The following is a 20981-nucleotide window of genomic DNA, read 5'->3' as shown; positions in this document are numbered from 1 at the left end:
TTCGCCGCGGCCGGACGCAGGGTGCCCGCAGCGCTCACGCGTTCGGCACCGCCACCTTCTGGCGCAACCCCGCGATCACCGCGCGCAGGATGTCGGCGCCCGCCTCGGCGCCGGCCTGGGGACCCATGTCGCCGCGCACCGCGTAGATGCGCTCGTGGACGAAGGCGAGCTTGGCGATCACCGCGGGCGTCAGGCGGAACGGGTAGAGGTCCGGCTGGCCCATGCTGCGCGAGAGCGAGTTCACCGCGTAGGTGAGGGGCAGCCACGCCGCGATCAGCTTGTCGAGGTCGGGGGTGCGATAGGGGTCGAAGTCGATCACCACCGGCTCGCTCGGCCCCCGGCGCAGCTGCGGCCGCAGCTGCAGCGCGAAGGTGGATGCGGTCTCCACCGTGTCGACGATGTGCAGGTAGTGCGCCCAGGTCTCGGCGAAGTCCTCCCACGGGTGGCTGGTGGCGTAGGCCGAGACGTAGGATTCCTCCCAATCGCTCGGGGCGCCGTGGGCGTAGTGGGTCTGCAGGGCGCCGACGTAGTTCAGGCTCTCGTCGCCGAACAAGTTGCGGAACGTCCACAGGTGCGGGCTGTTCTGGACGAGCAGGTACCAGAAGTAATGCCCGATCTCGTGACGGAAGTGCCCGAGCAGGGTGCGGTAATGCTCGCCGAAGCGGATCCGGCGCCGCTCGCGCTCGACGTCGTCGGCCTCGGCGATGTTCATGCTGATCAGGCCGTTGAGGTGGCCCGTCAGCACCGGCGGCCCGATCAGGAAGCTCTCGGACGGGTCGACGAGGAAGTCGAAGGCGAGCCCGTCGGTGTAGGCGGCCCGCGTCGCCAGCGGCAGGTCGAGGCGCAGCAGCGAGTAGAACAGCCGGTGCTTGGCCGCCTCCACCTGGCGCCAGCGGGTCAGGTTCCAGGCGAGCGTCAGGTCGGGCACCACGCGGTTGTGGCGACAGGTGACGCAGAACGTCTCGAGCGCGTCGTCCGGGACGAGCCAGTTGCAGGCCGCGTGCCGGGCGTTGGCGCAGAACCGGTAGCGCGGCCCGGGGCGCGCGTAGGCGTGGAAGGTCTGCGCCGCGCCCGAGCCGGGATGGGCCGATTGCCCGGACGGCTCCAGCGCCGAGATCTCGTGCACCTCGCAGACGTAGCCGAGGCGCCGCTGGCAGCTGTCGCAGGCCGTGCTCTCGAACGTGAGCGGCTGGTCGCAGGCTTGGCACTGGAAGATCTTCATGGCGGGTCCCGGCGCCCGAGGCGGGCAAGCACCCTGTCGTCGAAGGCGTCGTCGGCAGATGTCGGCGAGCGCAGGCAGGCGGCCCGCCCTCGCCGCATCAAACGGGCTTGCCCGGCAAAGTTCCCCGGGCGGGCGAAGGGGCAGGCGAAGGGGCGTGCGAAGAGGCGGGCGGAGCGGAATTCACGCGGCGCGCCGCAGGGAGCCGGAGGCCGCATGGAAATTGCTTGCCTCCCCCCCTTTGCCGCATAAGGCGAAGACGAGGGCACCGCCGGATTCGGTCCGGCCGCCACCTGCTTCGCCCAGACGAGAGTGCCCGTGTCGATCAAAGCCGCCCTGCACCACGTCACCCACTACACCTACGACCGGCCGATCGCGCTCGGTCCCCAGGTGATCCGCCTGCGGCCGGCGCCGCATGCCCGCACGAAGATCCCCTCCTACACCCTCAAGGTGACCCCGGAGAACCACTTCGTGAACTGGCAGCAGGACCCGAACGGGAACTGGCTCGCCCGGCTGGTCTTCCCGGAGAAGACCAGCGAGCTGAAGATCGAGGTCGACCTCACCGCCGACATGTCGGTGATCAACCCGTTCGACTTCTTCGTCGAGGACTACGCGCAGACCCGCCCCTTCGCCTACGCCCCGGACCTCGTCGCCGAGCTCGCGCCCTACCGCGTCCTCGACGACGCGCAGGGGCCCGAGATCGACGACTTCCTGACGCGCCTGCCGGCCGAGCCGAACACCGTGCTGTTCCTCGTGGCGCTGAACGCGCAGATCAGCCGCGAGGTCGCCTACGGCGTCCGCATGGAGCCGGGCGTCCAGACGCCGGCCGAGACCCTGACCCTGAAGAGCGGCTCGTGCCGCGATTCCGGCTGGCTCCTCGTCCAGGTGCTGCGCCGCATCGGCTTCGCCGCCCGCTTCGTCTCGGGCTACCTGATCCAGCTCGTGCCCGACACCACCGCGGTCGACGGCCCCGAGGGCACCAAGACCGACTTCACCGACCTGCACGCCTGGGCCGAGGTCTACCTGCCGGGAGCGGGCTGGATCGGCCTCGACGCCACCTCCGGCCTGCTCTGCGGGGAAGGGCACATCCCGCTCGCCGCCACCCCGCACTACCATTCGGCTGCGCCGATCTCGGGGCTGGCCGAGCCGGCCAAGGTCGAGTTCGGCTTCGAGATGACCGTGACCCGGGTCGAGGAGAGCCCGCGGATCACCAAGCCGTTCTCGGACGCGGTCTGGGCCGCCATGGACGTGCTCGGCGACCGGGTCGACGCCGACCTCGTCGCCCAGGACGTGCGCCTGACCATGGGCGGCGAGCCGACCTTCGTCTCGATCGACGACTTCGAGGCGCCCGAGTGGAACATCGCCGCCGTCGGCCCGTCGAAGCGGGGGCTGGCCGACCAGCTGATCCGGCGCCTGCGCGACCGCTTCGCGCCGGGCGGCATGCTGCATTACGGCCAGGGCAAGTGGTATCCGGGCGAGAGCCTGCCGCGCTGGGCCTTCGCGCTCTACTGGCGCCGCGACGGCCGCCCGATCTGGCGCGACGCCGACCTGATCGCGCGGGAGGACGCCCCGAAGTCGGCCGACGCCGACGCCGCGCGCAAGCTGATCGACGCGGTCGCCGGGCATTTCGGCCTGGGCGACTACGTGATGCCGGCCTACGAGGACCCGGCGCACTGGGAGGAGAAGACCGCCGAGCTTCCCGTCAACGTGACGACGCAGGAGGCCAAGAGCGGCTCGGTGGAGTTCGATTCGCGCATCAGCCGCGTCTACGAGCGGGGGCTCGGCAATCCGGCCGGCTTCGTCCTGCCGCTCGCGAGCCTGCCCACCGGCAAGGACGGCGATTCCGACCGGGTCTGGATCTCGGAGGCCTGGGCCTTCCGGCGAGGCCAGGCCTTCCTGGTGCCCGGCGACTCGCCGCTCGGCTTCCGCCTGCCGCTCGGCTCGCTCCCGCACGTGCCGCCGGAGCACTACCCCTATTACCAGCCGCAGGACCCGCTGGAGCCGCGCGATCCCCTGCCCGAGGGACATCCGGGCGAGGGACATCCGGGCGAGGGACATCCGGGCGAGGGGCCGGGCAAGGAGGCAGGGAAGGCGACCGTCAACGGCGGCGGCATCACCGGCGTCGCGGTGCGCACCGCGCTCGCCGTCGAGCCCCGCGACGGGACGCTGCGGGTGTTCATGCCCCCGACCCAGCGCGCCGACGAGTACCTCGAGCTGATCGGCGTGCTCGAGGCGGCGGCGGACAAGCTCGGGCTGGCGATCCACGTCGAGGGCTACGAGCCGCCCTTCGACCCGCGCCTCAACGTCATCAAGGTCACCCCCGACCCGGGCGTGATCGAGATCAACGTCCACCCGGCGACCTCCTGGCGCGAGGCGGTGGCGATCACCACCGACCTCTACGCCGACGCGCGGCAGACGCGGCTCGGCGCGGAAAAGTTCATGGTGGACGGGCGCCACACCGGGACGGGCGGCGGCAACCACGTGGTGATGGGCGGCGCGACGCCCGACGACTCGCCGTTCCTGCGCCGGCCCGACCTCCTGAAGAGCCTGGTGCTGTACTGGCAGCGCCACCCGGCGCTCTCGTACCTGTTCTCGGGCCTCTACATCGGCCCGACGAGCCAGGCCCCGCGCATGGACGAGGCCCGCCACGACGGCCTCTACGAGCTGGAGATCGCGCTGGCGCAGGTGCCGGGCCCGGACGAGCCCAACATCCCGCGCTGGCTCGTCGACCGGGTGTTCCGCAACATCCTCGTGGACGTCACCGGCAACACCCACCGCTCCGAGATCTGCATCGACAAGCTGTACTCGCCCGACGGGCCGACCGGGCGGCTCGGCCTGCTCGAGTTCCGCGCCTTCGAGATGCCGCCGGACCCGCGCATGAGCCTCGCGCAGCAATTGCTGCTGCGGGCGCTGGTGGCGTGGCTGTGGCGCGAGCCGCAGGTCGGCGGCTGTGTCCGCTGGGGCACGGGCCTGCACGATCGCTTCATGCTCCCGCATTTCCTCTGGGCCGACTTCCTCGACGTGCTGGAGGATCTGCGGGCCGCGGGCTACGACTTCGACCCCACGGCCTTCGAGGCGCAGGCCGCGTTCCGCTTCCCCGTCTTCGGCCGGGTCGAGCATGGCGGCGTGAAGCTCGAGCTCCGTCAGGCGCTGGAACCGTGGCACGTGATGGGCGAGGAGGGGACCAGTGCCGGCACCGTCCGCTTCGTCGACAGCTCGGTGGAGCGCCTGCAGGTCAAGGTCGAGGGCTTCGTGCCCGGCCGCCACGTCATCGCCTGCAACGGCCGGCGCCTGCCGATGACCGGCACCGGCACGAACGGCGAAGCGGTGGCGGCCCTGCGGTTCAAGGCCTGGCAGCCGGCCTCGTCGCTGCACCCGACGATCCCCGCCCACTCGCCGCTGACCTTCGACATCCTCGACAGCTGGAGCGGGCGCTCGCTCGGCGGCTGCCGCTATCACGTCGCCCATCCGGGCGGGCGCAACTACGAGACCCATCCGGTCAACACCTACGAGGCGGAGGGGCGGCGGCTGGCCCGCTTCCAGGCCCACGGCCACACGCCGGGCAAGGTCGCGATGCCGGCGCCCGAGACCAACCCCGAATTCCCCCACACCCTCGACCTGAGAACGCCGAAACCGACATGAGCTCGACGCTGGGGGCGGCACAGGTCACGGCGGGGTATCAGGCGGCGACCGGGCCGGACGCGGCGGACGAGCCCGACCGGCTCGCCCGCTGGACCGACGGCTATCGGCCCGAGCCCGGACGCCCGGACGAGTACCGCGACGCCGACGGTCGCCCGCGCGGCGCGTGGCCCCGGCTGCTGGAACGGCTCGCGCGGCTCTCCGAGCCCGAGATCATGGCCCGCTTCGTCTCGGCCGAGCGCCACATCCGCGACACCGGCATCTCGTTCCGCATCTACGGCGACCAGCGCGAGCATGCCTGGCCGCTGGGCTCGCTGCCGCTGGTGATCGAGGCGGCCGAGTGGCGGAGCTTGAGCGCCGGGCTGATCCAGCGGGCCGAGCTGATGGAGGCGGTCCTCGCCGACGTCTACGGGCCGGGCCGCCTCGTCGCCGACGGCCTGCTGCCCGCGGCCGTGGTCGCCGGCAGCCCCGAGTTCCTGCGCCCGCTGCAGGGGGTCTCGCCCCCCGGCGGGCGCTGGCTCAAGCTCTACGCCGCCGACATCGGCCGCGGGCCGGACGGGGCGTGGCGGGTGCTGGCCGACCGGACGCAGGCGCCCTCCGGCCTCGGCTACGCCCTGGAGAACCGGATGGTGCTCGGCCGCACCTTCCCGGACGTGCTCGAAAGCCTGCAGGTCGAGCGCTTCCCCGCCTTCTTCCAGGCGTTCCGCGAGGGCCTGGCGTCCGGCGCCGCGCGCTCGGACCCGCGCATCTGCCTGCTGACGTCGGGCCCCTACAGCAGCACCTACGTCGAGCAGGCCGCGCTCGCGCGCTATCTCGGCCTGATGCTCGTGGAAGGCGACGACCTCGTCATGCAGGACGGGTGCCTGCACGTGCGCACCGTCTCCGGCCTGAAGCGGGCCGACGCGGTCTGGCGCCGGATCGACGGCGACTTCCTCGATCCGCTGGAGCTCAACCCGGCCTCGCGGCTCGGCATCCCCGGGGTGATCGAGGCCTTGCGCAACGGCAGCCTGGTGATGGCCAACATGCCGGGCTCCGGCGTGGTCGAGTCGGCGGCCCTCAGCCCCTATCTCGACGGCATCGCCCAGCGCCTCCTCGGCGAGGGCCTGAAGCTGAAGAGCCCGCCGGCCTGGTGGTGCGGCGATCCCGCCGGGCTCGCCCACGTCCGGGACAACCTCGACGCGATGACGCTGCGCCCGGCCGCCACGCCGCAGCGCGGGGCGGGGCGCGACGCGATCCTCGGGCCGCAGGCGCTCGCGGCCGAACGCGAGCGGGTGCTCGCGGCCTTCCGGGACCGGCCGTTCGACTTCGTGGGCCAGGACCTCGGCCCGCTCTCGACCATGCCGGCCTGGGAGCGGACCGACCGGGGCCTGCACCTCGTCCCCCGCCCCTTCGCGCTCCGCGTCTTCGCGGCCCGCACCCCCGACGGCTGGCGGGTGATGCCGGGCGGCTTCTGCCGGGTCTCCGAGCGCGAGAACGTCGACCCGATCGAGATGCGCCTCGGCATCCGCTCGGCCGACGTCTGGATCCTCTCCGAGAACCCGGTCGACGTCCGGCATCTCGGGCAGCAGGCCACGCCGCGGGTGCGGCGCATCTCCGGTCACCTGCCCTCGCGGGCGGCCGACAGCCTGTTCTGGTTCGGCCGCTACGTCGAGCGCGCGGAGGCGGTGATCCGCCTGACGCTGGCGCATCTGCGCAGCGTGGGCGACGCCGTCGTCACCGACATCTCGGGCGACACCGAGGCCCCCACCGCCTTGCGCATCCGCGCGCTGCTGGAGGAATGGGGCGCGACCCGGTCCGCTGACATGCCGACCGCGGCGCTGGCGCAGGAGGCCCTGGTCGGGCGCGAGGTGCACGGCTCGGCCCGCGCCCACGTGATCTCGGCGCGCACCAACGCGGCGACCCTGCGCGCCCGGCTCTCGGGCGAGGCGTGGCGGGTGCTCGCCGACCTGATCGACCTGCTCTCCCTCGACGCCGCCCGCGCGTTCACCGAATCGCAGCTGCTCGGGCGGGCCGAGCGGGCGCTGAGCCACATCGCGGCGCTCTCCGGGCTGACGCACGAGAACATGAACCGCGCCGCCGGATGGCACTTCGTCGACCTCGGGCGGCGGATCGAGCGGGCGATCAACACCAGCGCCTTCACCCTGGCCTTCGCCCACGACGAGGCCGGGGCCGACTGCCTCGGCGTGCTGCTGTCGCTCACCGATTCGCAGGTCACCTACGGCGCGCGCTACATGCAGGGCGTGGCCCTCGACCCCGTGCGCGACATGGTGCTCCTCGACCCCTACAACCCGCGCTCGGTCGCCTTCCAGGCGGAGGCGATCGGCCGGCACCTGGCCGAGCTGCCGGCGCTTTCGGCCGACGGCATCCCCGAGCCGCATTGCCGCCTGGCCGCACGGATCGTGGCGGCGCTCCGCAGCGGCGAGGCCGCCGACTTCGACGTCGTCGGGCTGACGCGGATCGAGGACGACCTGGAGCGGCTCGCCGACACCATCGCCGGCCGCTACTTCCCCAACGGCCCCCACGCCCTGCGGCCCGAGAAGCTGGCGGGGCTGGCGTGATCTACACGCTGCGCCACGTCACCACCTACACCTACGCGAAGCCCGTGAGCTTCGCGCGCTGCTCGCTGCGCCTGAAGCCCGCCGAGGGCGAGGGCCAGTCGGTGATCGAGAGCGTGGTGACGATCGACCCGAGCCCGGCCACCGCGGTGATCCGGCGCGACACGTTCGGCATCGAGACCGTGGGCATCACCCTGGACGCGCCGCACACCCGGTTCCGGGTCGAGGCGCTGTCGAAGGTGCGGGTCGAGCGCGCGCCGCCGCCCGCCCCCGAATCCGGCCGCGGCTGGGAGGCGGCGCGGGCGGCCGCGATCGCGTCCCGCGACCTCGGGGCGGACGCGCCGGTCCACTTCCTGTTCCCCAGCGCCCGGGTGCCGCTGCTGCCCGACGTGACCGACTATGCGCGAAAGAGCTTCTCGCCCGGGCGCAGCGCCTACGGCGCCGCCTTCGACCTGATGACGCGCATCCGCGCCGACTTCCGCTTCGACGCGAAGGCCACGGACGTGCACACGCCGCTCTCGGAGGCCTTCGCCCTGCGCGCCGGGGTCTGCCAGGACTTCGCCCACGTGATGATCGCGGGCCTGCGCGGGATGGGGCTGCCGGCGGCCTATGTCAGCGGGTATCTCCGGACGATCCCGCCGGCCGGCCGGCCGCGCCTGCGCGGCGCCGACGCGAGCCACGCCTGGGTCGCGGTCTGGTGCGGCGACGGCTGGCTCGGCCTCGATCCGACCAACGGCATCGGCGTGCGCGACGACCACATCGTCGTGGCCCGCGGGCGCGACTACGGCGACGTCGCCCCGATCGACGGCATCGTCAGCGGCTCGGGCAAGCAGAAGCTCAAGGTCGAGGTCGACGTGATCCCTCAGGACGAGGCGGAGGCGCTGGCCCTCGTCGGCTGAGCGCCGCCCGCCGTCAGCGGCCCGGTTCGATCTGGAGCGTGAAGCGCTGGCGCGGGTCGCGCCGGAACGACAGCAGGTCGGACGCCGCCGCGAGATGCGCGCGCAGCCTCGGCAGCGCGTCGGCGAGACGCGGATGCGCGGGCAGCATGCGCATCCGTGCAGCCAGGCCCGCGAACGCCGCGGCCGCCCGGCCGCCGAACGTGGCCGCCACTCGACCCGCCATCCGACCCGCCACACCATCAGCCATTTGGCCGCGCAGGCCCGAGCGCGGACGCCCGGCGCCCGCGCGCTCCGGCGCCGCGACGGGGACGTAGAGCGCCTCGAAGAACGACAGGTCGAGGATGCTGGCGCCGTCCGCGTCGGTGACCGCCATCACGGCGTTCAGCAGGCGCGGCTCGCCGCCGTGCTGGACGACGAGGCGGCGGATGATGGTGCGCGCCACCGCGCGCGCCTCCTCGGCGTCCTGGACGAGCTGCCCGGTGCGTTCCGGCAGGAAGGCGTCGTCGAGGCGGATGTTGAAGTATGCGTGGATCATGATCGAACGCCCCGTTCCTCAGGTTGCGTGGGCCGGCGGACCTCCGACGACGGTCGATGGCAAGTCCCATGGGTCGGGACCCATGAGGTCCGGCGGATTGCCGCCGCCCCGCAATCGCGGGGGCCAGCCCTCGATGAGGCGGGCTCATCGAGGGCTGGTGTCAGGCGGCCTGGGCGCCGGGGTCGGCGGCGTCTGCCGCCGGGATGAGCCGCGGATGGAAGGCGTCGGCCAGGCGTTCGAGGCGGTGGGCCATGTCCCGCACCTCGTTGAGGGCGATGGACTTCTGGCCTTCCTTCACGGCGCGCGTGATGTCGCTGATCTGCGTCGTCGCGATGCGCTTCAGCTCGGTCGCGAGCTGGTCCTTGGTCATCATCGGTCCGGGTTCCGGTGCTGGTCGGGGGACACCGTGGCGCGGCGTCCGTTACCAGTCGGTTTCCCATCCTCCGAGGTCGCCGGAAGAGCGGTGGACAAGTCCGTCAGGAACGAATCCGGCGGCCGGACGGGACGCGCCGCCGGCCCCTTCGGACCGGCGGCGGACGCGGCACCGGCCGGGCGCGCGGGATCAGACCAAATCCGGTCGATCCCTTCGGGATGGCGGATTCGGGCTTCGCTCAAGCGCCGCGCGGGCTTGCCTGACACGGCCTCCGCTTCGATCAAGCGAAAGGCCTTGTCAGGCCGTGGGGTGCTGCGTCGCGAGGCGCTCGGCGAGGCCGAAGCCGACCCGGACGAGGAGGGCCTCGAGGGTCGCCTTCATCTCCGGCGTGCCGGCTTCCTCGATCAGGCCGTGCGCCTCGATGCAGATCTCGGCGAGGCGCTCCATCGGGTTGTCGGGCTCGGTGGGGGCGGGAAGGGTCTGGCGGGTCATCGGTGCGTTCGCGTGTTGGCGTCTGTCGGGGGTCCGGCGGCGGCGCCGCCGGAGCGGACGGGTCTCAGCTGGCCAGGCGCTGGGGCAGGGCGGGCCGGGCGGTGAGCACGGAGGCGGCGTCGCCCCGGGTCTCGCGCAGGCGCCGGAGCGTGCGCACGTCGAAGGCCGCGACCACGGCGAGGGTGTCCTCGCCGGCGATCCGGCAGGGCAGGCCGAGGGGCGTCACCCGGAAATGCAGCTGCACGAGGCGCAGCAGCCAGAGCGGGTTCATCTCGATGACGATCGACTCGATGCCGCTCTCCAGGCCCCACTCGACGATGCCGGCGAGCAGCGCGCTGCCGACCGGGCTCAGGATGCGGCCGCGGTCGCGCACGTCCCGCTGCACGGCGTAGCGGGTCCACTCCCAGACCCGGGCGCTGCGCGGCGCCTCGACCTCGCAGAGCTCCGGCAGCACCTCGGTGAGCAGGTAGGGGCGGGTGGTCGGCAGCATGCGCTGGTAGCCGACGACGCGGTCCTCCTGCATCGCCAGCATGTGGACGGCGTGGCCGTCGTCGAACTGGTCGATCTCGCGTCCGTCGGGCTTGGCGAGGTCGTGCCAGCCCTTCTCTTCGACGAAGACTTGGTGCCGCAGGCGATAGGCCTGCTCCATGGCATCGCGGTAACGATCGACGTTCTCAGGGGTGACGATATGGATCAAGACGGCCTCCATTGATTGGCCGTCAGTATCGTTCCTAAGTATTTCTCCGAAAGTACGCGTTCGCGTACTATTCTGCACTTAAAATTGGCGCAGCTTGACTGGATTTGATCAATCCGTCCGCGTTTGCGGTCGGCCGCGCCGCCACCTCGCCGGCAGCCGTTTTCGACGAACCGGTATCCGATACGAGGGCTTGCTGCGCCTACTTCAGCAACCCGCGACGAAACCCTTCCGCGACCGCGTGCGTCCGGCTTGCGGTGCCGAGCTTGGTCCGGATCGAGCGCAGGTGCTTCTCGGCGCCGTGCTCGGAGATCGACATCAGCTCGCCGATCTCCCACTCGGTCTTGCCGTCGGCGGCCCATTGCAGGGCCTCGCGCTCGCGCGGGGTCAGCCGGACCTCCGGCCGCGGCGGTCCTTCGCCGAGCGCGATCGACCGGCCGAAGGCGTAGCTCGCCACGAGCTGCAGCATGCCGCGCAGCTCCGGCGACGGGTCGAACCGCTCGGCACCGAAGCTGAACCCTGCGACGCGCCCGTCGAGGGTGATCAGCGGCACGGTGAAGCCCTGGCGCAGGCGGAAGTCGCCGGCCTCGTCCATCACCCGCCGGGCGGCGGCGTCGGCGCGGTAGGCCGGCTCGATGTCGGACCAGCGGAACGGGGTCAGGTCGGCGGTCAGGCGGCGGATGGTCGGATCGCGGAAGAGGTGGCCGGCCTTGAAGTAGCGCTCGGTCCACCCGGGCGGCGTGCTGTCGAGCAGGACGTGGGCCGCCTGGTCGCGACGGCTGGTGCCGGGGATCGGGATGATGCCGGCGAACGTGCTCTCGACGCCGAGCTTGGACACCGCGTCGAGCAGCGTGCGGTCCAACGCGTCGACCGAGCCGGCCCGGTCGAAGGCCTGGAACAGGCCGTAGGTGACGTCGAGGGCCTTCGTGATCATGCGTTGCGCAGCCCTTTCGCAGGAGCCGTACGACGGAGCCGGCCGTCGCCCGCCGGTCGCGGACGCGACGGATATCGCGTCCGGCGGCTGGACAGACACCATCCTGCCCTGTTTATAGAGTCTTGTAAGTTTATTCTAGGTTGCATAACGAGACCGTGGCGTAAGGAGCCCACCGTGGAGGACGGCCGGAACGACGGATCGGATCGATCCGAACGGGCGCAGATCCTGCTGGGCAAGATCGCGGAACTGCTTCGCGTCGACACGGCGTTCTTCCTCGGCCCGCGCACCGGCGTCCAGGCCTCCGATCCGGACCCTGCCGAATTGCTGCGGCTGTTCCAATCCATCGGCGACGCGGAGCTCCGCCGCTCGGTGATCGCCATGCTGAAGGACCTCGAGGCGAAGGACGACACCCGCCGCGATTCCTGAGGGCGCGACGCCCCGCGTCCTCGCGCCCGCTTGCCCCCGGACGGGCGCGGACGATGTCTGGACGACGTGTCCCACATCTTCGAGGCCTGCGTGCTCAGAATTTCGATCCCGTCCCGAGCGGCCGCTCGCCCGCATGCGCGCCTCTCCGTTCCCGGCTTCGCCACCCCCCACCTCGCCATCGCCTACCTCGCCTTGCCCCTGCTCGCGCTCGCGCTCGGGGCCGCGCCGGCGGCGGCGATCGAGGGCGGCGCCGCGGGGCGGGCGGGCGACGCGCTCGCGCAGGCCACCGTCGGGCTCGGCACCGTGACCGACCCCGGGGACGGCCTGCACCTCTCGCGCTGCACCGGCGTCCTGATCGCCCCGGACCTGATCCTCACGGCGGCCCATTGCGTCAACGGCGATCCGCTCGGCTCGCTCGTCGTGTTCTTCCGCGGCAGTGAGCCGGTGAAGCCGGTCCGCACCGCCCGCGTGACCGCGCGCTACAGCCCCGACCCCGGGCAGATGACCTCGAACGTGGTCGACGTCGACCTGAACACCCTGTCGCTCGACCTCGCCGTCCTGCGCCTCGCCGAGCCGGTGCGCGACCGCGTGCCGGTCCCGCTCGCCACCGATCCGAGCCGGGTGCCCCGCAGCCTGCGCGTCGCCGGGACCGGCGTGTCCGGCCGCACGGTCGGCCGGCTGCGCACGGTCGGCCTGACGCCCGTCGCGGCGTCGAGCACCGGGCTGACGGTCGCCCGCGTGAACGGCGGCCGCGTCTGCTTCGGCGATTCCGGCGGGCCCGTGGTCGGGCAGGACCGGCGCGGCCTGTTCGTCTGGGGCGTGGCCAGCGCGGTGCTCTCGCGCCAGGCGCCGTGCGGGAACCTCGTCGTGATCGCCCCGGCGGCGCAGGTCTTCACCAGCCCCGGGATGCGCTGACGCGGCCGTCGCGGTTTTTCGGGCCGCCCATGCAACGGCGGCCCGGCAGCGTCGTTGACCCGGCATTACGTCGTCTTGCGTCGCCCGCGCGTTCCTGCGTCGCCGTCGTGCCGCCACCTCGGGTCTGGCGGCCCTGCCGAATTCCGCCGTCCTCGATCGCGCGGGTGCCCCATGCTCTACGAACGCCTGCTCGACCTCGCCCCTGGTACGCGGCTCGAACGCCGCCTCGCCGAGCGCGTCGCCGCCCGGCTTGTGATCGGGCTTCTCCTCGGCCTTCCCCTCTGCGCGGTCGCCGCCTTCGTCCTCGTCGCCGGCGCGGTCCACGCGGTCTTCGCCGCGATCTGGGATGCGGGACGGGTCGCGGGCCTGCGCCTCCGGGACGGGTTCGAAGCCGTCTCGCCGCGCTGAAGCCGGACGCAGGCGGTCGCACCGGGAACGCCCGGTCGCATCCGGGGTTGGTAGCCGCGCCGCGGTGGTGCGCGTTTGCCTGGCTCCCTTGCCGGCCCCTCTGACTGGACGACGGCTCCCCTCGATGCAGGATCGCACCTCCGAGAGCACACCCGCGAGCACCTTGGCGCTGACCCTCGGGATGCTGCGCGAGTCGAGCCGCCTCGTCGGGCGCACGCTCGACCTCGCGCGGACCGAGATCGACGGCAACATCCGCGCACTGATCGGCCTGCTCGCGCTTCTGGGAACGATCGTCGTGCTGCTCGTCGCGGCGTTCTTCGTCTTCCTCGATGCGATGGTGAAGGCGCTCGCGGTGCTGATCGGCTCCGAGGTGGTGGCGGCGCTCGTCGTCGCGAGCCCGTTCCTGGCCGCCGCGGGGCTGCTGGCGGCCCTCGGCCTGCGCCGGATCGCCCGCGCCACCCGGATCGTGCCCCTAAAAGCCCGCGGGCAGGCGGCGCTCGCGACCGGTTCCTGACGGGACGCGGCGGGCAAGCCCCTCGGGCCGCCGGGATTCGGCGCGTCGTCGGGGGATGCGGCGGCCGCCGGCCTCGACAAATCCGGCGCGCTGCGCTTCGTGGATGCACCGCGACGCCCGGACGCCCCTCCGCCATGAAACCGATCCTGCCATCAGCCGTCCTGATCCTCGGCTGCATCGCCGTCGCGTCGGCGCAGGCGCCGAAGCCGCGGAGTTCCGACTTCTTCGCGCGCGACGCCGAGGAGCGGCCCGCCAAGCCGAGGGCGTCGGAGTTCTTCTCCCGCGGCGACGCGCCCGCCATCTCCGCCCTCGGTGCCGACGGCCTCGTCGCCGAGGGCGTCCGCTACGTCTCCGGCGCGATGACGCTCACCGCGCCCCGCATCGAGGTGCGCGGCACGTCCCTGACGCGCGAGGACGTCGCCCGGCTCCTCGACCCCGCCGCGCCCGGCGACCTGCGCGAGCGCCTCGCGGCGATGAAGGCCCGCGAAATCGTGGTGCCGGACCTCGCGATCACGCTCGGCTCGGCCGTCGCCAGCCTGAAGGACCTTCGCCTGTCGGATGTCGGCGACGGCCGGATCGGTGCGGTCGTGGTCGGGCCGGGATCGGTCGCCCTCGGGGAGGGCGCAACGCCCGCCCGCGCCGCGTTCGCGCGGTTCGAGACGGCCGGGGTCGACGCCGACCACCTGCTCGCCCCGTTCCTGCCGCACCCGGCGGACGACGCCAGCGCCCTGAAGGCGGCGTTCGTCGGCGCGGCGCTCGACGGCATCGCGCTGACGAGCCCGGACGGCGACGTCGTCCGGATCGCACGGGTCGTCGGGCGCGACGCCCGCAGCCGCCGCACCGCCGCCGGCCTCGGCGCGACCTTCGACCGGATCGCGGCAAGCCTCGACAAGGAGGCCGACGCCGGCGCGAGCGCCCGCGGGCTGGCGGCCGCGGCCGACCTCCTCGGCGCGTTCCAGGTCGGCAGCCTGGAGGCGGTCGGCCTCGACTACGCGGACCCGCACGGGACGACCGGACGGATCGCGCGGATCGGGCTCGCCGCCGCGGCCGGTGCGCCGGGAAGTGTGCGGCTCGACGGATTCGAGACCGCCGGCCCGGACCTCACGGCGCGCGTCGCCTCCGTCGCGGTCGAGGACGTCTCGCTGCGCAGCCTGATCGACGGGATGGCGGCGGCGGCCGCGACCGGTTCCCGGGTCGGCCCGGCGGAGGCCCGGCGCTTCGTGCCCCAGGTCGGCGCGATCCGGCTCGGCCGCATCGAGGTCGCGAAGTCTGGAGCCAAGGACGGCTCCAAGGATGGCTCCAAGGACGGCACGACAGGCGGTGAAGGCGCCGGCGCGGCAGCCTTCGCCCTCGACGGCCTCGAACTCGTGACCTCCGACCTCGTCGAGGGCGTGCCGACGCGGCTTCGCTTCGCGATGCGTGACCTGTCCGTGCCGGCGGCCTTCGTGTCCGGGCAGGATTCGTCCGGCCAGCTCGCCGCCCTCGGCTACACCGCCGTCGCCACCAGCGTGAGGGCCGACCTCGCCTGGAGCGAGGCGAGCCGGCAGCTCGCCGTGCACGAGATCGCCGTCGAGGGCGGCGGAATGGGCACGGCGAAGCTGCGCGCCGTCGTCGGGAACGTGTCGCGGGACCTGTTCGGCCGCGATCCGGAGGCGGCGACGCGGGCGGCGCTCGGCGCCACCGCACAATCCCTCGACCTCGACATCCAGGATCGCGGCCTGCTCGACCGCGTCCTGGCGATGCAGGCCCGGCAGAGGGGCGTCGCGGCGGAGGACGTCCGCATCGAGTACGCCGCCTACGCCCGCCTCGGCATCCCGCAAATGCTGGGTTCCATGCCGGGCGCCACCGAGCTGGGCCAGGCGGTGGCCCGCTTCATCACGCGGCCCGGCCAGCTCCGGCTCGGCGTGAAGCCGCTGCAGCCGGCCGGCCTCAGCGCGGCCGAGGTGGCGGCGGCCGAGGACCCGGCGACGCTGCTCGGCCGCATCGCGGTGACGGCGACGACCGAGTAGGCGTCGCGAGCACCGACGGCGCCCTTCGCGGCGCCTCTCGCGGCGCCTCCGAACCGCTGGTACAGGGAGCGCGCTGCAACCACGCCGCCGGGCGGCGGGAGGATATCCGTGACGCCTTGGGTCCACGTCGACACCGGTCTCGTCCCCGGCGAGAAGACCACCTTGCGCCTGATGCGGCAGGGCGACGCCTTCGCGATCACCGTCGGCAACCAGGACCTGATGCGCGACCGGCACTGCGAGTCCGAGCGCGCGCTCGCGACCCTCGTCGCGGCGCGGCTGCGGGACCGGCCGAAGGCGCGCGTGCTGATCGGCGGCCTCGGCATGGGCTTCACCCTGCGGGCGGCGCTCGACGCCTTCGGGCCGGATGCGGAGATCGTCGTCGCCGAGCTCGTGCCCGCGGTGGTGGCGTGGGCGCGCGGCCCCCTGGCGCACCTGTTCGCCGGCAGCCTCGACGACCCCCGCCTCGCCCTGCACGAGGCGGACGTGAACCGGTTGATCCAATCCGGCCCGGCCATGTTCGACGCCATCCTGCTCGACGTCGACAACGGCCCGGAGGGCATGGTCCGGGGCGAGAACAACCGCCTGTACGACGCCTGGGGCCTGAAGCGCGCGCATTACGCCCTGCGGCCGGGCGGCGTCCTCGGCGTCTGGTCCGGCCGCCCGGACCGCAAGTTCAAGGCGCGGCTCGCCCGCTCGGGCTTCTCCGTCGAGGAGGTGCGGGTGCGGTCGCGCGCCAGCGGAGACGGCCCGCGGAACGTCCTGTGGATCGCCACCCGGACGGGGCCGCCGGTCTCGCCGCCCGCCCGTCCCGCATCGGACGTCGAGAGCACCGTCCCAGGTCCCTGATTCAGGACAGCCGTCGCGAGTCGTCTTTTCCGAAATCAGGCAACCACTTTTTGGGGCGTTGCTCCTTTTCCGAGGCGATGCCCTAGACGATGCGGATCGACAGCGGCGGCAGGCCGTCGATGGTGCCGAGCAGGACGTCGCCGCGCACGACCGGCCCGACGTTCTCCGGCGTGCCGGAATAGATCACGTCGCCCGCCTTGAGTTCGAACGCCTCGGAGAGGTTGGCGATCTGTTCGGCGACCGACCAGATCATGTCGGACAGGTCCGCATCCTGCCGCACGGTGCCGTTCACCGCGAGCCGGATCCGGCCGCGCGCGGGATGGCCGAGGGTCGACGCCGGCAGGATCGGCGTGATCGGCGCGGACCGGTCGAAGCTCTTGCCGACCTCCCAGGGCTTCTTCTGGTCGCCCATGCCGCGCTGAAGGTCGCGTCGGGTCATGTCGAGGCCGGTCGCGTAACCGTAGACGTGGTCGAGGGCGCGGTCCTTCGGGATGTCGCGTCCGCCGGACTTCAGCACCGCGACGAGTTCGAGTTCGTGGTGGTAGTTCTTCGTCAGCGACGGATAGGGGTGGTCGGCCACCGTGCCGGGCTCCACCACCTGGATCGCGTCCGCCGGCTTCTGGAAGAAGAACGGCGGCTCGCGGGCCGGGTCCGATCCCATCTCGCGGGCATGCGCCGCGTAGTTGCGCCCGATGCAGTAGATGCGCCGCACCGGGAAGGCCTGCGCCAGCCCCGTGACGGGGATCGTCGTCTGCGCCAGGGGAAACAGCGTGGCGCCTCGGTCCGGCTCCGCCGCCGCGGGGTCGGCGGCAAGGCCGACGAGGGCGGCCCCGGCGGCTCCGAGGGCCGTGCGGCGATCGAGGCGGGTGGTGATGCGGCTCATGAGGGCGGGTCCGATGGGAGCGCGGCGAGGCGGCATCGTCGCATATCGGGCGCGGCGGGGCGACGGTCGCGGTCGTCGGGCCGGCGCGCCGAGACCCGCGAGGGCCCGTCAGGCCCGGAACGACAGCACGGCCCGCGTGCCGACGCGGTCGGGGACGTAGCACAGGCCCGAGCGCAGGTTCGTCGCCATCGCCCGGACGATGCGCGAGCCAAGGCCGGTGCCGCGCGGCCGGCCTTCGCCGGTCCAGCCGATCCCGTCGTCCTCGACGGCGAGCTCGAGGGTGTCCTCGGCCCGGCGCCGGAGCTCGACCCGGATCTCGCCGGCCGCGTCCACGGGGTAGGCGTACTTGTAGGCGTTGGTGACGAGCTCGGTCACGACCACGCCGACGGAGACCGCCTTGTCGGTGGCGAGCCGCACCGGGTCGGCGCTCAGCCGGATGGCGTGGTCGCGCCCCGAGGCCCGCATCGCCGCCTGCAGCTCCTCGACGAGGCTGGCGAGGTAGGCGTCGAGCTCGACCGCCTCGACGTCGTCGGAGGTGTAGAGCCGGCGGTGGATGCCGGCGATGGCCGAGATCCGCGCCTGCATCTCCTCGAGCGCCGCCTTGGCGGCCGGGTCCGAGACGGCGCTGGTCTGCATGTGCGTCAGCGCCGCCACCAGGGCGAGCGAGTTGGCGACCCGGTGGTTGACCTCGCGCAGCAGCATCACGGCGTGGTCGCGCGCCGCGCGCACCTCCGCCTCGGCGCGTTCCTTGTCCCGGCGCAGCGCCTCCTGGCGCAGCGCGGTGTCGATGGCGCCGCCGAGCAGTTCGCGGAACTGCCCCTGCACGTCCTTCCAGACGTAGTCGACCGCCCCGGCCTTCAGCGCGGCGACGGCGACCCGGCTGTCCTCGGAGCCGGTGACGTAGACCACCGGCGGCGCGTCGGGCAGCGCGCGGATCGCCGGGAGCACGTCGAGGCCGGTCTGCCCCGGCATGTGGTGGTCGAGGGCGACGACGTCGATGCCGCCCTGCGCCAGCCGCTCCAGCCCCGCATCGCCGTCGGCGGCGAGCTCGACCACGTAGCCGCGCGCGCCGAGCGCGCGCTGGACCAGGCGCGCGAGACCGGGGTCGTCGTCGATGTAGAGGATGCGGGCCGTGCCGGCCAGTCCGGCCGCGGCGGGGGGAGGGCCGGTCATGGGTTCTCGGGCACCTGGATCACCGAGAAGAACAGCCCGAGCTGCCGGATGGCGTTGGCGAAGCCTTCGTAGTTCACCGGCTTGGTGATGTAGACGTTGGCGCCGAGATCGTAGCAGCGCTGGACCTCGCGGCTGTCGTCCGTGGTGGTCAGGACGACGACCGGCGAGCGCTTGGTGTGCGGGTTGGCCTTCACCTTCTCGAGGATGTCGATCCCGGTCATGTCGGGCAGGTTGAGGTCGAGCAGGATCAGCAGGTGGCGCCGCGCGCTGACCTCGCCCGAGCCGTCCGGCCCGAGGAGGAAGTCCAGGGCCGAGGTGCCGTCGCGGAAGGGGATGATCTCGTTGTTCACGCCCGCGCGGCGGATGTTGCGCTCGATCAGCCGGGCGTGCCCGTCGTCGTCCTCGATCATCACGATGCTGACGGCGTTCATGGCGGCCTCCAGGGTCATTCCGCGGCCAGGGTCGTCGGGGCGCCGTGTGCCTCACGACCTGTAGCCGCCTCGCGCGGCAGCGTCACCTCGAAGGTGGTGCCCTCGCCCAACGTCGAGGTCAGGTCGATGCGCCCGCCGAGCGACCGCACCAGCGCCTTGACGTGCGCCAGGCCGATCCCCTCGCCCGGCCGGTCCTGGACCCCGGAGCGGCGGAACAGCTCGAACACGCGGGCGTGGTCGCGCGGGGCGATGCCGCGCCCGTTATCCGTGACGGCGATGCGCACGCGGTCGCCGCCCGCCGGCCGGGCGGTGATGGCGATCCGGCCGGGCCGGCCTGCGTCGAGGTACTTCACGGCGTTGTCGATCAGGTTGCCGACCACCTGCTCGACCGCCAGCCGGTCCGCGACGATGGTGGGCAGGTCGGCGGCGACGGAGACCGTCGCCCCGGCGGTCTCGATCTGGTGGCGCTGCGCGTCGGCGAGCGACTGCAGGACGCTCGTCAGCGCGAGGGGTTCGGGGGCGAAGCGCCGTCGCCCTTCGCGCGACAGCTTCAAGATGGCGGCGATCAGGCCCTCCATCCGGGTGACGGCGGCCCGGATGAAGCCGAGCGCCTCGCCGAGGTCCCGGTCGATCCGCTCGGCGTCCGGGTGGTCCCCCAGGGCGCGGCGGATCTCGGGACGGGCCTCCTCCAGCTCGGAGGTGAAGCCCATGACGTTGACGAGCGGCGAGCGCAGGTCGTGGCTGACGATGTAGGCGTAGCGCTGCAGCTCTTCGTTGGATTCCAGCAGCTCGCCTTCGGCCTCGCGCTGCTCGGTGATGTCGGTGTGCACCCCGACCCACTCGGTGATCCCGCCCCGGTCGTCGAGCACCGGCACGGCGCGGATCGCGAAATGGCGCCAGGCGCCGTCCTGCGCGCGGACCCGGTGCTCGTGCACGAAGGGCCGGCGCGCCGCCACCGTCGCGTTCCAGGCCGCCACGCTCGGCGCCACGTCGTCGGGATGCACGGCGCTCGCCCATCCGAACCCGGCATAGGCCTCGGGCGTCTGCCCCGTCAGCGCCGCCCAGCCGGGCTGCTCGCCCACCATCCGGCCCTCGGCGTCGTTGGTCCAGAGCACGCCGCGCACCGCCTGCACCGCCGCGCGGAACCGCGCTTCGCTGGCCTGCAGCTCGCGCTGGACCCGCTGCTGGTCGATGGAGGAGGCCAGCATGGCGAGGAACAGGATCAGGAAGGTCGCGCCGCCGACGGCCAGCGCGAGGTTCTGCTGCCCGGCGCCGCCGCCGCCGGCATGGACCTCGCCGGCATGGGCCGCGTGGGCGCCGGCCGCCTCCGCCGTGAAGGTCGCCGCCGCCATCCCGGTATAGTGCATGCCGGCGACCGCGAGGCCCATCACGAACGCGGCCGCCAGCTTCTGCCCGACGCCGTGCTGCCGGAAGGTCAGCCAGAGCGCGGTCGTGGCGGCGGTGACGGCGATCGCCACCGACAGCGCGACGACGGGCAGGCTGTAGGCGAGGTTGCCGGGCACCCGCATCGCCGCCATGCCGGTGTAGTGCATCCCGGCGACGCCCACGCCCATCAGCGGGCCGCCGACGAGGATGTCGCGCAACCCCGCGCCCGGCCGGCTGATCAGCACGAAGGCCGCACCGGTGGCGCCCACCGCGATCAGCAGGGAGGCCAGCGTGAGGCCGAGGTCGTAGGCGGCCGGCATCCCCATCTCGAAGGCGAGCATGCCGACGAAGTGCATCGACCAGATGCCTCCGCCCATCGCCAGCGCGGCCCCGGCGACCCAGGCCCAGCGCGGCCCGCGCGCGGAACCGCGCATGCGCCCGGCGAGGTCGAGCGCGGTGTAGGAGGCGAACACGGCGATCGCGAGGGAGAGGGCGACGAGGGCTGGGTTGTAGCCGGTGTGGACCATGGCGCGACCGGTGGACGGGGACACTCGCGCGAGGCCGGCCGCGGCCGTCGCCGCACGGCTCGGGCCGGCGAGGGCGCTCGCGGTCGGCGCGACCTTAGCAGACTGCTGCAGAAGTCTGGTGTT

General features: G+C 73.0%; 19 protein-coding genes. 9 read left to right on the top strand and 10 right to left on the bottom strand.

Annotated elements, in window-relative coordinates:
• Positions 1 to 34: 34 nt before the first annotated feature.
• Positions 35 to 1222 carry a zinc-binding metallopeptidase family protein gene (locus tag MFF13_RS06540; protein WP_238271526.1) on the bottom strand — a complete coding sequence of 396 codons (1188 nt, stop codon included), beginning with the start codon at positions 1220 to 1222 and terminating at the stop codon, positions 35 to 37.
• A 315-nt stretch (positions 1223 to 1537) separates the two neighbouring features.
• Between MFF13_RS06540 and MFF13_RS06535 the strand changes: the two genes are divergently transcribed.
• Genes MFF13_RS06535 through MFF13_RS06525 form a run of 3 tightly spaced genes read left to right on the top strand, consistent with a single transcriptional unit; the run spans position 1538 to position 8312 of the window.
• A complete protein-coding gene (locus tag MFF13_RS06535) occupies positions 1538 to 4861 on the top strand; it encodes a transglutaminase family protein (RefSeq protein WP_238271524.1) in 3324 nt (1107 codons plus the stop codon).
• Positions 4858 to 7416: a circularly permuted type 2 ATP-grasp protein gene (locus MFF13_RS06530; protein ID WP_147751514.1), complete on the top strand. Its 2559-nt coding sequence runs from the start codon at positions 4858 to 4860 to the stop codon at positions 7414 to 7416. The genes MFF13_RS06535 and MFF13_RS06530 overlap by 4 nt, the downstream gene beginning before the upstream one ends.
• The gene (locus tag MFF13_RS06525; protein ID WP_147829416.1) at positions 7413 to 8312 is read left to right on the top strand and encodes a transglutaminase family protein; all 900 of its coding nucleotides are present in this window, start codon (positions 7413 to 7415) and stop codon (positions 8310 to 8312) included. The genes MFF13_RS06530 and MFF13_RS06525 overlap by 4 nt, the downstream gene beginning before the upstream one ends.
• A gap of 13 nt (positions 8313 to 8325) precedes the next feature.
• Here MFF13_RS06525 and MFF13_RS06520 read toward each other — a convergent pair whose 3' ends face one another.
• From MFF13_RS06520 to MFF13_RS06500, 5 genes are all read right to left on the bottom strand, one after another.
• Positions 8326 to 8847, bottom strand: coding sequence for a DUF6894 family protein (locus tag MFF13_RS06520; protein WP_147754785.1), 522 nt, complete (start codon positions 8845 to 8847; stop codon positions 8326 to 8328).
• Positions 8848 to 9007: 160 nt separating this feature from the next.
• Positions 9008 to 9220 (bottom strand): hypothetical protein, encoded by a 213-nt coding sequence (locus MFF13_RS06515; protein ID WP_147754784.1) that lies wholly within the window; start codon positions 9218 to 9220, stop codon positions 9008 to 9010.
• Positions 9221 to 9517: 297 nt separating this feature from the next.
• Complete coding sequence (locus tag MFF13_RS06510; RefSeq protein WP_147816088.1) at positions 9518 to 9712, bottom strand: hypothetical protein; 195 nt, start codon at positions 9710 to 9712, stop codon at positions 9518 to 9520.
• 64 nt (positions 9713 to 9776) lie between these two features.
• Positions 9777 to 10409 (bottom strand): acyl-homoserine-lactone synthase, encoded by a 633-nt coding sequence (locus tag MFF13_RS06505; protein WP_147754772.1) that lies wholly within the window; start codon positions 10407 to 10409, stop codon positions 9777 to 9779.
• Between the two features lie 199 nt (positions 10410 to 10608).
• Positions 10609 to 11340: an autoinducer binding domain-containing protein gene (locus MFF13_RS06500; RefSeq protein WP_147754771.1), complete on the bottom strand. Its 732-nt coding sequence runs from the start codon at positions 11338 to 11340 to the stop codon at positions 10609 to 10611.
• A 174-nt stretch (positions 11341 to 11514) separates the two neighbouring features.
• Between MFF13_RS06500 and MFF13_RS06495 the strand changes: the two genes are divergently transcribed.
• The 6 genes from MFF13_RS06495 to MFF13_RS06470 all read left to right on the top strand — a co-directional run bounded on the left by MFF13_RS06495 (position 11515) and on the right by MFF13_RS06470 (position 16458).
• The gene (locus tag MFF13_RS06495; protein WP_147754770.1) at positions 11515 to 11766 is read left to right on the top strand and encodes a hypothetical protein; all 252 of its coding nucleotides are present in this window, start codon (positions 11515 to 11517) and stop codon (positions 11764 to 11766) included.
• A gap of 66 nt (positions 11767 to 11832) precedes the next feature.
• A complete protein-coding gene (locus MFF13_RS06490; RefSeq protein WP_238271521.1) occupies positions 11833 to 12681 on the top strand; it encodes a trypsin-like serine protease in 849 nt (282 codons plus the stop codon).
• A gap of 171 nt (positions 12682 to 12852) precedes the next feature.
• Positions 12853 to 13089, top strand: a complete 237-nt coding sequence (locus MFF13_RS06485; protein WP_147829412.1) for a hypothetical protein — start codon at positions 12853 to 12855, stop codon at positions 13087 to 13089.
• A 124-nt stretch (positions 13090 to 13213) separates the two neighbouring features.
• Positions 13214 to 13603: a phage holin family protein gene (locus MFF13_RS06480; RefSeq protein WP_187273657.1), complete on the top strand. Its 390-nt coding sequence runs from the start codon at positions 13214 to 13216 to the stop codon at positions 13601 to 13603.
• 134 nt (positions 13604 to 13737) lie between these two features.
• A complete protein-coding gene (locus MFF13_RS06475; RefSeq protein ID WP_238271513.1) occupies positions 13738 to 15612 on the top strand; it encodes an aq_1923 C-terminal domain in 1875 nt (624 codons plus the stop codon).
• 108 nt (positions 15613 to 15720) lie between these two features.
• Positions 15721 to 16458 (top strand): spermidine synthase, encoded by a 738-nt coding sequence (locus MFF13_RS06470; RefSeq protein ID WP_147829407.1) that lies wholly within the window; start codon positions 15721 to 15723, stop codon positions 16456 to 16458.
• A gap of 82 nt (positions 16459 to 16540) precedes the next feature.
• Here MFF13_RS06470 and MFF13_RS06465 read toward each other — a convergent pair whose 3' ends face one another.
• From MFF13_RS06465 to MFF13_RS06450, 4 genes are all read right to left on the bottom strand, one after another.
• The gene (locus tag MFF13_RS06465; protein ID WP_147829405.1) at positions 16541 to 17341 is read right to left on the bottom strand and encodes a fumarylacetoacetate hydrolase family protein; all 801 of its coding nucleotides are present in this window, start codon (positions 17339 to 17341) and stop codon (positions 16541 to 16543) included.
• Positions 17342 to 17449: 108 nt separating this feature from the next.
• Positions 17450 to 18514, bottom strand: a complete 1065-nt coding sequence (locus MFF13_RS06460) for a sensor histidine kinase (protein WP_238271511.1) — start codon at positions 18512 to 18514, stop codon at positions 17450 to 17452.
• A complete protein-coding gene (locus tag MFF13_RS06455) occupies positions 18511 to 18945 on the bottom strand; it encodes a response regulator (RefSeq protein ID WP_147754180.1) in 435 nt (144 codons plus the stop codon). Before MFF13_RS06455 ends, MFF13_RS06460 begins: the two co-directional genes overlap by 4 nt.
• Before the next feature lie 14 nt (positions 18946 to 18959).
• Entirely contained in the window at positions 18960 to 20858 is a 1899-nt protein-coding gene (locus MFF13_RS06450; protein ID WP_147829431.1) for an MHYT domain-containing protein, read from the bottom strand.
• Between the last annotated feature and the right edge of the window lie 123 nt (positions 20859 to 20981).

Source organism: Methylobacterium cerastii (assembly GCF_022179125.1).
GTDB lineage: Bacteria > Pseudomonadota > Alphaproteobacteria > Rhizobiales > Beijerinckiaceae > Methylobacterium > Methylobacterium cerastii.
This window is presented reverse-complemented; position numbering and strand designations above follow the sequence as displayed.

Coding starts and splice junctions, on each gene's coding strand:
- MFF13_RS06475 (WP_238271513.1), top strand. CDS start 13,738: ATGAAACCGATCCTGCCATCAGCCGTCCTGATCCTCGGCTGCATCGCC.
- MFF13_RS06540 (WP_238271526.1), bottom strand. CDS start 1,222: ATGAAGATCTTCCAGTGCCAAGCCTGCGACCAGCCGCTCACGTTCGAG.
- MFF13_RS06510 (WP_147816088.1), bottom strand. CDS start 9,712: ATGACCCGCCAGACCCTTCCCGCCCCCACCGAGCCCGACAACCCGATG.
- MFF13_RS06450 (WP_147829431.1), bottom strand. CDS start 20,858: ATGGTCCACACCGGCTACAACCCAGCCCTCGTCGCCCTCTCCCTCGCG.
- MFF13_RS06515 (WP_147754784.1), bottom strand. CDS start 9,220: ATGATGACCAAGGACCAGCTCGCGACCGAGCTGAAGCGCATCGCGACG.
- MFF13_RS06465 (WP_147829405.1), bottom strand. CDS start 17,341: ATGAGCCGCATCACCACCCGCCTCGATCGCCGCACGGCCCTCGGAGCC.
- MFF13_RS06520 (WP_147754785.1), bottom strand. CDS start 8,847: ATGATCCACGCATACTTCAACATCCGCCTCGACGACGCCTTCCTGCCG.
- MFF13_RS06455 (WP_147754180.1), bottom strand. CDS start 18,945: ATGAACGCCGTCAGCATCGTGATGATCGAGGACGACGACGGGCACGCC.
- MFF13_RS06500 (WP_147754771.1), bottom strand. CDS start 11,340: ATGATCACGAAGGCCCTCGACGTCACCTACGGCCTGTTCCAGGCCTTC.
- MFF13_RS06480 (WP_187273657.1), top strand. CDS start 13,214: ATGCAGGATCGCACCTCCGAGAGCACACCCGCGAGCACCTTGGCGCTG.
- MFF13_RS06460 (WP_238271511.1), bottom strand. CDS start 18,514: ATGACCGGCCCTCCCCCCGCCGCGGCCGGACTGGCCGGCACGGCCCGC.
- MFF13_RS06485 (WP_147829412.1), top strand. CDS start 12,853: ATGCTCTACGAACGCCTGCTCGACCTCGCCCCTGGTACGCGGCTCGAA.
- MFF13_RS06530 (WP_147751514.1), top strand. CDS start 4,858: ATGAGCTCGACGCTGGGGGCGGCACAGGTCACGGCGGGGTATCAGGCG.